Source organism: Bacillus infantis (assembly GCF_008180445.1).
Taxonomy (GTDB): Bacteria; Bacillota; Bacilli; order Bacillales; family Cytobacillaceae; genus Bacillus_AB; species Bacillus_AB infantis_B.
In genome coordinates this window covers 215,009-227,912 of the sequence record NZ_VTER01000002.1, presented here as the reverse complement: position 1 = coordinate 227,912, position 12,904 = coordinate 215,009, and the positions used below count along the sequence as shown (strand labels likewise).

General features: G+C 43.5%; 15 protein-coding genes. 5 read left to right on the top strand and 10 right to left on the bottom strand.

The annotated features are described in order from the left end of the window. Nucleotides 1-366 precede the first annotated feature (366 nt). A complete protein-coding gene (locus FZD51_RS03530; RefSeq protein ID WP_148973504.1) occupies nucleotides 367-1,641 on the top strand; it encodes a helix-turn-helix domain-containing protein in 1,275 nt (424 codons plus the stop codon). Nucleotides 1,642-1,655: 14 nt separating this feature from the next. Continuing rightward, on the top strand, nucleotides 1,656-1,790 hold the full coding sequence (locus FZD51_RS26500) for a hypothetical protein (protein WP_262380682.1): 135 nt from the start codon (nucleotides 1,656-1,658) through the stop codon (nucleotides 1,788-1,790). Nucleotides 1,791-1,828: 38 nt separating this feature from the next. Here the strand turns inward: FZD51_RS26500 and FZD51_RS03525 are convergent, their stop codons facing one another. Together FZD51_RS03525 and FZD51_RS03520 are read right to left on the bottom strand one after the other, a co-directional pair. Next, nucleotides 1,829-2,557 (bottom strand): thioesterase II family protein, encoded by a 729-nt coding sequence (locus FZD51_RS03525; RefSeq protein ID WP_187445614.1) that lies wholly within the window; start codon nucleotides 2,555-2,557, stop codon nucleotides 1,829-1,831. Beyond that, nucleotides 2,545-3,309, bottom strand: coding sequence for a 4'-phosphopantetheinyl transferase family protein (locus FZD51_RS03520; protein ID WP_148973502.1), 765 nt, complete (start codon nucleotides 3,307-3,309; stop codon nucleotides 2,545-2,547). Before FZD51_RS03520 ends, FZD51_RS03525 begins: the two co-directional genes overlap by 13 nt. 239 nt (nucleotides 3,310-3,548) lie before the next feature. On the opposite strand from FZD51_RS03520, the gene FZD51_RS03515 reads away from it, so the two are divergent. Continuing rightward, the gene (locus FZD51_RS03515; RefSeq protein ID WP_148973501.1) at nucleotides 3,549-4,478 is read left to right on the top strand and encodes an arginine deiminase family protein; all 930 of its coding nucleotides are present in this window, start codon (nucleotides 3,549-3,551) and stop codon (nucleotides 4,476-4,478) included. A gap of 617 nt (nucleotides 4,479-5,095) precedes the next feature. After that, a complete protein-coding gene (locus tag FZD51_RS03510; protein WP_262380681.1) occupies nucleotides 5,096-5,386 on the top strand; it encodes a hypothetical protein in 291 nt (96 codons plus the stop codon). Between the two features lie 11 nt (nucleotides 5,387-5,397). On the opposite strand, the gene FZD51_RS26495 is transcribed toward FZD51_RS03510, so the two are convergent. Both FZD51_RS26495 and FZD51_RS03500 read right to left on the bottom strand, forming a co-directional pair. After that, nucleotides 5,398-5,532, bottom strand: coding sequence for a hypothetical protein (locus tag FZD51_RS26495; protein ID WP_262380680.1), 135 nt, complete (start codon nucleotides 5,530-5,532; stop codon nucleotides 5,398-5,400). Between the two features lie 46 nt (nucleotides 5,533-5,578). After that, nucleotides 5,579-6,589, bottom strand: coding sequence for an NAD(P)-dependent alcohol dehydrogenase (locus tag FZD51_RS03500; RefSeq protein ID WP_148973499.1), 1,011 nt, complete (start codon nucleotides 6,587-6,589; stop codon nucleotides 5,579-5,581). 176 nt (nucleotides 6,590-6,765) lie between these two features. On the opposite strand from FZD51_RS03500, the gene FZD51_RS03495 reads away from it, so the two are divergent. Continuing rightward, the gene (locus FZD51_RS03495) at nucleotides 6,766-7,221 is read left to right on the top strand and encodes an AraC family transcriptional regulator (RefSeq protein WP_148973498.1); all 456 of its coding nucleotides are present in this window, start codon (nucleotides 6,766-6,768) and stop codon (nucleotides 7,219-7,221) included. A 43-nt stretch (nucleotides 7,222-7,264) separates the two neighbouring features. Here the strand turns inward: FZD51_RS03495 and FZD51_RS03490 are convergent, their stop codons facing one another. From FZD51_RS03490 to cax, 6 genes are all read right to left on the bottom strand, one after another. After that, nucleotides 7,265-7,807: an HAD-IIIA family hydrolase gene (locus tag FZD51_RS03490; protein ID WP_148973497.1), complete on the bottom strand. Its 543-nt coding sequence runs from the start codon at nucleotides 7,805-7,807 to the stop codon at nucleotides 7,265-7,267. Continuing rightward, nucleotides 7,804-8,289, bottom strand: a complete 486-nt coding sequence (locus tag FZD51_RS03485) for a GNAT family N-acetyltransferase (RefSeq protein ID WP_148973496.1) — start codon at nucleotides 8,287-8,289, stop codon at nucleotides 7,804-7,806. The genes FZD51_RS03490 and FZD51_RS03485 overlap by 4 nt, the downstream gene beginning before the upstream one ends. A gap of 485 nt (nucleotides 8,290-8,774) precedes the next feature. Next, nucleotides 8,775-9,752 (bottom strand): ring-cleaving dioxygenase, encoded by a 978-nt coding sequence (locus tag FZD51_RS03480; RefSeq protein ID WP_148973695.1) that lies wholly within the window; start codon nucleotides 9,750-9,752, stop codon nucleotides 8,775-8,777. A gap of 158 nt (nucleotides 9,753-9,910) precedes the next feature. After that, a complete protein-coding gene (locus FZD51_RS03475) occupies nucleotides 9,911-10,732 on the bottom strand; it encodes a YfkD famly protein (protein ID WP_129613724.1) in 822 nt (273 codons plus the stop codon). Nucleotides 10,733-10,797: 65 nt separating this feature from the next. After that, on the bottom strand, nucleotides 10,798-11,409 hold the full coding sequence (locus tag FZD51_RS03470) for a YczE/YyaS/YitT family protein (protein ID WP_148973495.1): 612 nt from the start codon (nucleotides 11,407-11,409) through the stop codon (nucleotides 10,798-10,800). A 335-nt stretch (nucleotides 11,410-11,744) separates the two neighbouring features. Then, the gene (gene cax / locus FZD51_RS03465; RefSeq protein WP_022543387.1) at nucleotides 11,745-12,815 is read right to left on the bottom strand and encodes a calcium/proton exchanger; all 1,071 of its coding nucleotides are present in this window, start codon (nucleotides 12,813-12,815) and stop codon (nucleotides 11,745-11,747) included. Nucleotides 12,816-12,904 lie beyond the last annotated feature (89 nt).

The following is a 12,904-nucleotide window of genomic DNA, read 5'->3' as shown; positions in this document are numbered from 1 at the left end:
CAAAAAAAATACTTTTTTTACTTTGCAGATACACACTTTCCCTCAAAAATAAATCAAATCTCCCATACATACATGAAATACTTTTACTGCTCTTAAAAAAAGCACCTTGAAGTGCTTTCCAAGATTCACAGTTAAGCAAAATAGCCTATTAAATCTCCCCGAGCTTCTTTATTTGCCTCTATCCTAAGACCTGTACCTTTTACTATATTTATCATAAGTGAGATATAAGTGGTTGACTATTGAGAAAATTCAAGGTTAAAATGACAGAGAATTGGAATATTTTATTCAAATTTTCTCAATATGGAAATTAAGTAGGACCTCTTTCAAAAGGTATAAAATCCTATAAAATATACGTTGGGAGGCAAAATGCAAATCAAGAAATCCGAAATTGACTTTGGAAAGCTGGTGTTCTATTCAAGAATTAAGAAAGAGCTCACGCAACAACAATTATCATTAGGGATTTGTTCCGTCCCATACTTGAGCAAAATTGAAAATTCTAAGATTGAGCCAAATGAGGAAACTCTCGCCATGCTGCTTAGTAGATTAAATATCAATATACAAGATATTTATCATACCCAGCATTCTATTATCCATAACCTTGAACATTGGTACATGTCTATAATAAAAAGAGATGCACTTGAATTAATTCAACACCAGAAAGAGATTAACGATGAAATTATTAAAGATGTGTATTCAACCGATCTCATTTTTTACTATCATTTAGTGAAGCTGCGGCACTATTTACACAGGCAAATGAAAAATGAGGCAAAGAGTGTATTGGAAATACTGAATAAAAGCAAAGAGAAGTTAACCCCACATCAAAGTGCTTATCTTAAATATTTTCACGGGCTATATTTATGTACAGTGCTTCTGGACTTTCCAAAAGGCCTTGAAAAACTGGAAAGTACAACTGATTTCTTTAACGACCCTCAACATGAAGACCCAGAATTTTTCTATCACCTTTCTTTAACCTACACAAAAACCTACAACACTAGAATGGCAGTTGTTTATGTGGAAAAAGCACTTTCCATTTTCAACAGTAAATTATTTTTCAAGCGGAGTCTGGAGTGCCAGCTGCTATTGGGGGTAAACTATGGCAGGCTTAATGAATACCAAAGTGCTATTGGAATCCTCACCCAGATACTTAATGTTGCCCCTGGCTTAGGCGAGGAGCTGATCTATGCTAAGGCTCTTCATAACCTCGGCTATATGTACAGTAAAGTTAAAGAATACAATAAGGCAATCGATTGCTATTTTAGGACGCTTGAGCACATAGATTCACAATCAGATTTTTACCTGAATGTTATAATCGAACTTTCAATTGTCTTAGAAAGATATGATAGACTTCAGGAAGCCCAGGATTGGATTAGAAAAGCCCTTAGTGAGAACACATTACTTAATGTTCGTTCTAGTAAGGTAGTCCAATTAAAGGTACTGGAATATAAAATTTTAAATAATGATAATGAGCTCATACCTTATTTAGAAAACACAGCTATTCCTGTTTTTAAGGAGACTAACGAATTGGATTTGCTTTCTGAGTATTATGCCTTATTAGGCAGAATGTATAAAAAGCTCAATCAATATAAAAAGAGCAGCTTTTATTTTGAATCGTGTTTGCAACTTCTAAAAAAAAGGATATAGGAGGAACAAGGACAATGAAAAAAATATTTGCTACAGTAATGTTATTTTCCGTCTTGCTTATTAATGCTCACGTTTCGGGAGATTCTATCTACGTTGCAGCAGAGGCTAAACCTCTATTGGGAGAAGAACTCCCTGAGTATACTACTTGACTCTGTACCTAAAACAAAAACCCCTCTAAGAGGGGTTTTTATATTTTATTTAAAATAAGCTTATCCGTTAATAAAATTGATTCTAGTTGATTCAGGACAGCCTTTTCACTTTCCCGAATGAAGAAGTGGCCTCCATTGAATATGTAATCCTTAAAGAGCCCCTTTGTTTGACGTGCCCAATCCTTCCTTAGCTGGTAAACCCTAAAATCGGTTGTACCCGTAAAGAGATGAAGATCAACTTTCATTCTATCCTTTATTGGTTTATAAACATATTCAAACACCATTTTATAGTCTGCATACAATATTGGCATGAACACCTTATACAAATCCTTATCAATAAATATACTCTCTGGTATATTACCAGCCAATCTCATTTTTTCAGCAAACGCCTCCATTGGCAAGAGATGGATGTCTCCCTCCAGCTTAACATCGGGTGGTTGGAAAGCAGAGATTAATAGGTTTTCAGGAAGTGGCAGTCCCCTTTCGTTAATTTTTCGGCATAATTCAAAAGCAAGAAGCCCTCCCATACTATGTCCAAAAATATTATAAGGGATTCCTTCTTCTAACATCCCTAACTGTTTTTCCAATAGATCACTAACTGTATCCTCGACTGAATATAATAAAGATTCACGAATTCTCTTTCCTCGTCCAGCTAACTCTAGAGGGATTACTTCGATATTTCGGTCTAGCTTTTTTTTCCATGGCAAATAAATTGAAGCAGCGGAACCTCCAGCATAGGGTAAGCAAAGTAACCTTACTTTTTCCACAATTCTTGACCATCCTTCCAATTAATATTGTTCTTACTTCTAATGTTGAAAACATGGGATGAATGAGTATTTAATGAAGTTATAAATAAGGTGTATAATTCCTGGGGAGTTAGTATTCTAAGGTTAGAGAAGCGACAGGATAAAGAACTGACAGCCATCTTGTATGAAGAATCTAATGGGTATAGCTTTAAATAAATTTCCTTATCCTCGAGATATGATTTATAAATGTCTTTTTCTAATTTTTGTAAAACAAAAGAGTTTAATGCCATTGAAAGTCCTTTACCAGCTGTTTTTATATAACACTCTTTTAAAGTCCAATACTCATAAAATAAGTCAGCTCGGTGTTGTTCATTAACATCTAAGATTTTCATGTATTCGCTTTTCCTATAAAATTGCTGAGCAATTTCTAGATTGCATTCACCGATTTCTTGAACATCAACTCCGTTTTCGTTATCATCTACGGCGGCTACTACCCAAGAGCCAGAATGTGAAAGGTTGAAATAAACCGGGGATCCCTCAATAAAAGGTTTGCCATATTCATTATGAGTAAATTTCACTTCACATGGACTGATCCTTAAAGCTGCTCCAATCATGTATCGCACCAGGATGTCACCAATAAGGCATCTATCCTTATCCTCCTTATGGATAAATGATTTTATGCGGGCATGTTTATTTTGATCCACAAAGCGCAATAGGGTATACACCTTCTCAACTGGTAAAGATGTATCTAACCTGACCGCCACCACATCCATATACTTGACTCCTTTCACTAGAATGTTGCAAAACGAATTGACTAAATTATATAAAAGTCCTAGAATCAAAATATACACTACTTTCCCGTTTAAATCGACACCCGCAAAGATTTTTTTGAAAATTCCAACACAAAAAATCCTAACATGAAATTCTTGCACATGGTGCTCCTTAACCCACGTAAGTTATTTTTGCCTAGTCCCGCCTTTTACACTTTAGTTTGTAAAGGAGAGGATTATTAATGTTAAAGCAAAAACTAAAACCGTATTCTTACTCTGAGAATGGGACACTAAAAGAGATTTTTGTATGCTCCCCCACAAAATATAACGTTTCAGGTCCGGAAGTTTCATCTGTTGGTTTTAAAGATGAATTTGTAGCTGAAGAAGCTTATGAACAACATCTTATGATGAAATCCAAATTAGAAAACTTCGGTTGTATTGTCCGAGATGTTAATGAAGAAGTAAATTCCCCTCTATGGAATCGTTTAGTCAACCGAATGTTCATTAGAGATGTTGGAGCAGTATTGGGTCATAATGTACTCCTCGGCAACTCAGGTAACGGGATAAGAGAGCCTGATTTCCACTTTTCTCAAAACTATCTAAGAGATATAATAGATGAAAACTTTATAAAATTTATTCCTCCTTCTAGTTCACTTGAATTTGGAGACTTTTTGATACTTACGCCTGAGTGTGTGTTGATAAATACTGGTCATCGATCCAATAATAGGAACGGAATTGCTAACTTTCTATTCTCTATTGGTGTTGAAGAAATAGGATTCGTTTCTTTACCACAAACAATTGAGTCACTGCATCTAGATGTTGTTTGCAATGTCTTTGGTGATAAGAATCTCGTGGCAGCTCCTTTGTTAAAATTCTCGGCTGTTGAAATTTATAAATCTTCCACAACATTCTACACTAATGAATATTGCACAATTGAAGGTTTTATAGAAAGACATGGATTTTCAGTTTATTGGCTACCAAATAAAAATTGCTTGCTGGATTATACTAATTTTATTAATCTTGATAAACAAACCGTGCTGATTAGTAATAAAGCGGTCCCCTATTACCAGGATATTTTTCCTCATATAAAATATATAGGCATAGATGTAACTCAACTACAGCACGGTGCGGGCAGTATTCGATGCTTAACCATGCCTTTTATTAGAGAGTAAATTAATATTTGTTTTTTCAAAGAAAATGTGCATTCTTATTCACTTGCCTATACTTAATTCTTTTATATGAGCTTCCCCTATCCGGGAAGTTCAATTTTTTAGTAATATATATAAATTCTCCGATGGCTAAGTCAATACAGTGAGAGATTTCAACCTGAAAACAGTAATCGCCGTTACAGAATCAGAAAAGACACTATGGTGTTCCCAAACGGGACAGTATCCATGCAATTCAGCCTGCAGCAGTGTCCCACATCCTACACATACCCGTGTGCTCGCAGATCTCTGCTGCTGCATTTCCAAAGACATTCTGTGCCAGTTTTAGCTGCACATTCCGAAAGGCACCTTCATGGACCGCTGCTCAGATGATTTTTAGCCTTACAAGTGAGAGAGGATAGATTTATTTTCATTGGATTCTATTTGCTTAATTTCAAACATGGTAATAAATAATATACAGACTGACAATTGGAAAATTTTATTATCAGGATTGGGTTTTGCTTATAAAACCCCTCTTCTGTTTTCGAGAGGGGTGTCGGTAAGAGCTGTTATCTTAGAGGCTGTCAGGAGTGGATTAAATTTTTATTTCAGTGACAAGGCTCCATCTAAGAGGCAAAAGAAAATTGCCAGGTTTTTCCCTGCATACACTCAGATCAACACTACAATTAAAAAAAGCTCCAGGGTTAAAGTTCTCTTCTTTTAACAAAGAAGGCTGGACTACCTTCTGTACCCTGACGGTTTGGGAAAATAAAGATATGATGAGGAACTACCGCAGTACCGGCCATCATTTAGAAGCTATGAAAGCATCCCGAAAATTAGCAGATGAGCTGGAATATATCCATTGGGAATCAGAAAATATCCCTGCTTGGGATGAGTGTAAAAGAAAACTGCATACTGAGTATGGGAGAGTCTAATGCTGCATTCTCTAAAACTTATGTTCATTAAATTCTATACTTTTGGCAAGATAATTCTTCGCCAGCAAATAAGCATGCGCCGTAAACAGCTGCGCAGGAAGCTCCTGCCTCATCAGCATTTCCCCAAACTCCTCGAAATCCGCCAAATGAACCTTGATCTCCTCTGTATCATCAAGCTTTGGCTCTAATTGCTTAAACGCATCCACTGTGGCCGGATGGTTCTATTAGATTCCGGCTCACTACCACCGCCACATTCCCCTTCTTATGCCCGCCATCAACATACCGATGGGCATCAACTATTTCATCTAACCTATAGCTTCGGTCAATTTTCACCTTAAGCTTTCCCGCCGCCGCCATTTCTCCTAAATAGTCTAAGGCTTCAGGCGTTTCCGGCGCATTGCGGCTCAGCAGTATTTTCGTGCTTCCCTTCCATTTAGCCCACAGCATTTGCGCGCTGGGGAGCGGCTCTGTGACATTTATATAGGTGCCGCCCTTTTTCAGCCACTTCATGCAATCTTTAAAGGAACATTTGTTCACTGCTTCGAATATCAGATCATAGGCACCGTCCGCCACTGGGAGGTTCCCTGAACGATAATCCAGGACCCTGCCGGCCCCAAGAGATTTTACCCATTCAAGGTTCGAACCGCTGCAGACACCATCAACCTCAGCTCCCAAATGTTTGGCAATCTGTACGGCATAGCTGCCGACACTGCCGGAAGCCCCGTACACTAACACTTTCTGGCCTTTCCGGACATTGGCTCTTCGCAGAAAATATAAAGCTGTCCGTGCGCCGATTGGAATGGCGGCGGCTTCTTCAAACGTGATGCTGGCAGGTTTGATTGACACAGGCCCGTCCTCCCGGAGGCAAATATATTCAGCATAAGTGCCGAAATTCTCCAGTGAAGCAGCAAAAACCAAATCTCCTGCCTTGAATTTCTTTACATTCCTCCCGACTGCCTCCACTTCCCCGGCAAGCTCCGCACCCAATATCGCTTTCTTCGGCTTCCGGATTCCAAGGGCAATGCGCGCGGGCAGCACCACAGAGCGGGGCACTGTAAAGCTCCGCGCCCGGATATCCGCTGCGGTGACCGTTGTGGCCATGATCTTGACCAGGATCTCATGTTCTTTTGGGACCGGCTTTTCCATTTCTTTCAGCTGAAGGACCTCTGGAGGGCCGTACTTGTTATATACAATTGCTTTCATATCTCCACCTCGTATTCATTAGTCCATAATGTATACGGACTTTCCGGCAGAAATAGTCCTTCCGCCCGGGGCTCCATCCCACTATCAATGATCTATTTTTTTAAAAAATAGCTGTGAATATTTTTTTATATCATGCTAGCATCAAAGACAGTACAGGAAAGAGAGGAGAATGTAAGATGGAGTTCAAAACTGAAATGGTGCCTGAATACCGAATCGCCTATGTACGTCAGATCGGCCCTTATGGACCTGCCAACCAGCATGTGATGGAGGAATTGAAACTGTGGGCAAAAGAAAGAAGCCTGCTGGACGAAGCCGCCATCATACTCGGAATTTCCCATGATAATCCGCAGACAGCGCCTGCTGAAAGCTGCCGGTATGACGCCTGCATTGTCATACCAGAAGAATTTGAAATGGACGCATCCCTGAAAGAAGGTAAGTTCCCTGGAGGAGAATATGCTGTATTCCAGGTGCAGCATACAGAAGAAGAGATTCAGAAACTCTGGGCAGAAGTCCTTCCACGCCTCCATAACCTCGGATTCCAGCTCGATAACAGGCCGGCTTTTGAAAGGTATACCGGTGCCATGCTATTGAATCATCAGTGCGAGGTATGCCTTCCAGTCAAAGAGCTGTAGCTTGATGCACGAAAGGACGGGAATATCTCCCGTCCCGGTTCTTCTATGTAGAAATAGCAGTCCCCTGCTGTTGATACAGCCACTCAACCGCATCCCGCAGATCTTCAGCAATATACTCAATTTCAATTTCTTTCAGTTTGTCGCTATGCTTGTTCAGTGTGATCATCCCGGCTCCCGTTTTCACAAGGATCTTCATGCTTTTTGTCTTGGATGCCGCCGCCATATCGCTCCATCTGTCGCCGATGACCACGCAATTCTCCAGACTCACCTGATGGTTCTCTGCCGCGCTAAGGAGCATGCCTGCCGCTGGCTTCCGGCAGCTGCAGCCGTCATGATGGGCATGGGGGCAAATATAAACATCATCAAAGCCGAAATCCTGCAGCTCGTCAAAAAAATCCTCAGCTGCCGCTTCCCCCCTGGCAATCCCCGGCTGGTTCGTGAAGGAAAATACTTTGATCCCGCTGCCCTTCAATTTCTCAATCAGCTCCCGCGAATAAGGAAATAATTCAAACTTTCCTGGATAATGAACGGTATCATCACCGCCGATTGTTCCATCCCGGTCGAGGAATACTGCTTCTATCTTCACTTTCCAGCCCCTGCCTTCTCATAGCGCGAATGGCTGTCTGTCACGCCTTTCAGCACAAACCCGATTTTCTGATAATATTGGTTCAGCTTCTCATTATCACCCACACAGTCGAGCCTGAGCGGTGTGCCGCTGTACTTCCTGCAGATCCAATCGACTGCTTTTTTCCCAAGTCCATTCCCCATGCAGTCAGGATGAACGGCAAGCCTGTGCAGATAAATGGCTCCGTCAGCTTCTCCGTCCCAAATATGCCGGTCCCAGCCTGATGGCCCCTCATAAAGGGTGAAGGTCGCCTTCACCTTGCCTTTATCGCACAGCACATAGGTTTCACGGTCAAGGATTGCCTGCTTGATTTCTCCATCCTCGCCGCCGCTGAGCAGGAAGCTCCATTGACTAAGTTTTTGATCATTCAGCCATTGGGCCGCCCCTTTCAAAACCAAGAACACTTCCTCAGTATCTGCACTTTCCGCTAACCTGATTTCCATTTTCACCAGCTCCTTTGATTTGCTTACTTACTTCTATAAAAATCTCTCATTTTCCTTTTTTAGGAAAGTGTTTTTTCGACAGAAAAGGTTGGGAAAAAAATTGCGGAAAGTGTGCCTGACAACAAAACAGCTTCTTCACTGCCCAGCTATAAAAGAGCACAGCTTCCAGCAACTGAATGAGGGAATCCTTGACAGGCTGAAAAATAAGCGAAAGAATTCCCCCTAAATTGAAAAAACCCTCGAAAGTGGCTCAAATAGAGGGAAAAATTCCGCCTATCAACTCAAAAAACAGGAAAATAGGCAGTTTCGCTCCTCTTAACCGGAAATTCTCCGCTTATTTACACCCATCCGGGCCATGTTCAGCAGCGTAACGGGAATATCTCCGCTTATTTTAAGGCTTGCCGGCCATTCATATGAGGATGCGATACCATAAAAATATTTACGAAAAGAGAAAAGAGCCTCCCCGCCAAGGAAGGCTCCAAGTATCATTCTTTTGTAAAATCAATTGTGCTCCTGACCGTGTCGATCGGACGGACAAGCTTTTCGATCTGCTCGCGCTTGTTTTCAAGGAATGGCGGCAATGACAGCTTTTCGCCCAGTGTTTCATATGGCTCGTCGCCCATGAAGCCTGGTCCGTCTGTGGCAAATTCGAACAGAATCTGCGGTGCCACCCGTGCATAAAGGGACTGGAAGAAGAAGCGGTCCACAAAGCCGGACGTCTGGAAGCCGAACTGCGGCAGGCGCTCAGTCCATTCATCCAGTACAGCCCGGTCCTCGACGCGGAATGCGGCGTGGTGGACGGTGCCGAAGCCCTGGACAGCCTGCGGCAGGACAGCATTATGCTCAACAACGACCTGGGCGCCGTTTCCGCCTTCCCCGACCTCAAACAGATGGAACGCGCCCTCCTGTCCGATTTCCTTGAACAGCAATACTTTTTCCATCATCTCTTTAAAATAATCAAAGTTCGCGATGCGGACAAAAATCGGCCCGAGACCTGTGATCGCATGCTCCAATGGGATCGGCCCCTTCTGCCAAGGCGTGCCGGAAGCGACACCGGTATTATTTTCGTCAGAAATCAGCTGATATTGCTGGTCATCAAAGTCTGCGAATGACAGTGTTTTTTTCCCAAACTGCTCTTGAATGCCTGTGTGCTTCACATCAAGGCGGTCAAAGCGCTCAGCCCAGTAGCTCAGTGCCGCATCGTTCGGCACCCGGAAGGATGTTTTGGAAATTTCATTTGTGCCGTGCCTTCCTTTAGGAATGCCCGGGAAATCAAAAAATGTCATATCTGTTCCCGGGCTGCCTTTGTCGTCGGCGAAAAACAGATGGTACGTTTGGATGTCATCCTGGTTGACGGTTTTCTTGACCAGGCGCATCCCCAGTACAAAAGTAAAAAACTCATAGTTTTTTTCCGCGCTGCTTGTGATCGCAGTGACATGGTGTATGCCTTTTAAATGGTTCATCATGGACCTCCGTAATTAAGACTTTTTTATCTATACCCGTTAGAGGGTTCAATTTATCTCGAATTCAAGATAATTTGATTATAAAGCACTGCCCGCTCTGTATGCAAGGAATGTCTCTTCCTATAGAAAAAGCACCGGCTGCATGAGCCGGCGCAAGATTAACGCGGTCGTTCTGATGCCATGAACCCGAAGGAGATATGGTCCTGGACAGGGATCCAGGCGCCGATTCCCTGGGAGGTGACATTCTTGATGACGAGGAATCTTTTGCTTCCCTTCAGCATCAGGTATACCTCACCGTAAGTGACTTTTCCCTTTTCATTGACGGCAGGTGCATATCCGTATAAATAGCCGAGCCGTTTTGGCGGGATATTGTAGACCTGATCTTTTTTCGTCCCCGCGCCGATCACGGTTTCAAAAGCGAGCGGCAGCTTCGATTTTTCCATTGCCTTCAGGAGCATCATATTCTGGACATCCTGGGCTTTCGGAATTTTTGCTGTCAGTGCGCCCCTCACGACCTTCTGGGCTTCCTGGACATAGTGGATCTGATAAGGCGCTTTGCCGCCCCTGTTATCAAAATAATTCGTGTTGATTTTCTGGTATTCCCAGTTTGGCGCCGTTTCTGTGCTTTCGTAATTGAGCGGCCACTGTCCAAGATAGACGATGGCCCTGTAGCCGAATGCAAACGGCGTGCTATTGACAGAAGACTCATTCAGCATCCTGATCAGGTCCGGGTTTTCAATCTTGATTTTGGACGTATCAAGCAGCGACTGTGTCAGCTCGCTCGGCTGCAGGGTCGGCTGATCCTGCACCGGGTTGGGATACGTATTTTCCTTTGTGATATTCAGGACTGAACTGGGAATCGGAATGCTCAGCTGCTGCTTTTGCTCGGTCTTGTCCTGCTTTTTCTCTGCTCCGGCATCGGGCAAAAAAGAAAGCATGGCAAGAAGAGTTATAATTAGAACAGATACATACTTTCTCATGATGTGGAACTCCTTTCAAATCCTTGTATCTGCTCTTAGTTTTTTCGGAGTTCACCTGATTTATCCTAAGTGCCGGAAAATCTTTTTAGCAGCTGCCGGCAAAATGGGAAAAATAATTGGATGAACGGGCCGATCAGGACAGCGATGACGATGGTTCCTGCACCGACTGGTCCGTGAAAAAGCATGGCCAAAAGCAGCGCCCCCGCTTCCCCGATCGTTTTCGCCATCATCAGGCTCACCCCGAACCGCTCTTTGATGGCCATCATAAAATGATCGATTGGATTGAGGGGAAACTCTGCCTGCAGGTAAAGAGCTGCACCCAATCCGATAAGTGCAAGCCCCATGATCAGCGCGGCGATTTGAAAATAGACATTCAGTATGTACATACCGGAAAAGATCCGCAATATCCAAAAGTCGACCATAAAGCCGATCAGGCATACGGTCAATAAGGCCAGATAATCCGGCTTGGCTTTTAAAAGCCAGGCATTGACCATCATCAGGATGATGCCGATAATGATGACCCAGCTCCCGATCGTGAGTCCGGCGGTCCTGGCAAGGCCAGCATTCAGCGCATCCCACGGGCCCGCCCCGAGATTAGACAGGATGGCAATGCAGATGCCCAATGTCAGAATGACCAGGCCCGCCACATAAAAAATAACTCTCACAAGCAGTTTCATATTCACTCCCCCAACTGTTACACAATTGTAAAAATCTGAATATTTACATTTTTATAAAAATAATCTATAATTACCTTAACAACAGCAAAGGAGGGCTGAAGGAATCGCTTCTATCACAGCAAAGGAGGCTAAACACTCATTATTATCCATTTGTTCATGAAGAGCTTGTCCAACAAGACATGAAAGCGGGTGATAGATGCAGGTAGAGTTAAGCGATGATTTAGTCTTTTACAACATATTCGTCCAAAAGGATACTTATGATAGAAAAAGCAAGTCCAATAGAAGCATAAAAAAGGCTCTGCACAGGTGCAGAGCCTTCTCTTGTTCTTGTTCCGCTATAAAAGATAAAAACCGATGCCCACAATGATATAGGCTGCGAGGAGCGTCGCCCCTTCAAACCAGTTCGTTTCCCCGTCATTGGAGATGACGACCATGAGCAGCACGGCGGTGACCATCGTGATCAGCTCCGGCAATGTAAAGACGAGCGGCATCGATGTCGGGAAAAACAGTGACGCAATCACCAGCACCGGTGCGACGAACATCGCTACCTGCAGGGTTGAGCCGATCGCAATTTCAACAGCAATGTCCATTTTGTTCTTGAACGCCATGATGATGGCGGAAGCATGCTCGGCCGCATTCCCGACAATCGCGACGATCACAACCCCGATGAAGAGCTCTGACCAGCCAAATGTCTCGCCGACCGCTTCAAAGGTGTGGACAAGGTTCTCCGATACATACGCAACCGCTACAGTCGCAATGGCCAGTATCGCAATCGCCTTGCCTTTGCTCCATTCCGGCTCTTCTTCATGATGAGCTTGAGCTGCTGCCCCTTCTTCGCCAGCCGGCTGGTAGACCCCGCGGTGTGTGACAAGCTTGAACAGCAGCGCAGCCAGGTATAAAGCAATCAGAATTACAGAAATCCCGATGCTGAACGTCATCCGCTCTCCTTCTCCCATTGTCATGGAGAATACCTCAGGAATGACGAACGCAACGACAACGGCAAACATCAGCAAGCCTGAATTATGCCTGGCATCATACACATTGAATTTCTGCCGCTTATATTTGACCCCGCCGATAAAAAAGCTGAGTCCCGCGACCAGCAGCAGATTCCCAAGCACTGACCCCGTGAGTGACGCCAGAACGACCTCGACAAGCCCTTCCCTCAGCGCAAAAATCGAAATGATCAGCTCGACCGCATTCCCGAAGGTTGCGTTCAATAGTCCGCCGATCCTTGGCCCTGCCACAATCGCCAGGCTTTCTGTCGCCCTGCCCATATAGCTTGCAAGGGCAATGATGGTTAAGCAATAAATAATAAAAAGTGCAACACTCGGCCAGCCCAGGAGCGTCCCGATAACAGACAAGGGAACACCTGCAAAGGTGAGCACCATAAAAATTTTATTGACCATTCTCCCGATCCCCACCTTTCAATTCTATTGAAGCCGCGTAAAAAAACTCCTTATGTACAGCTTTTCCTGCCCCGGCATAAATATCCCGG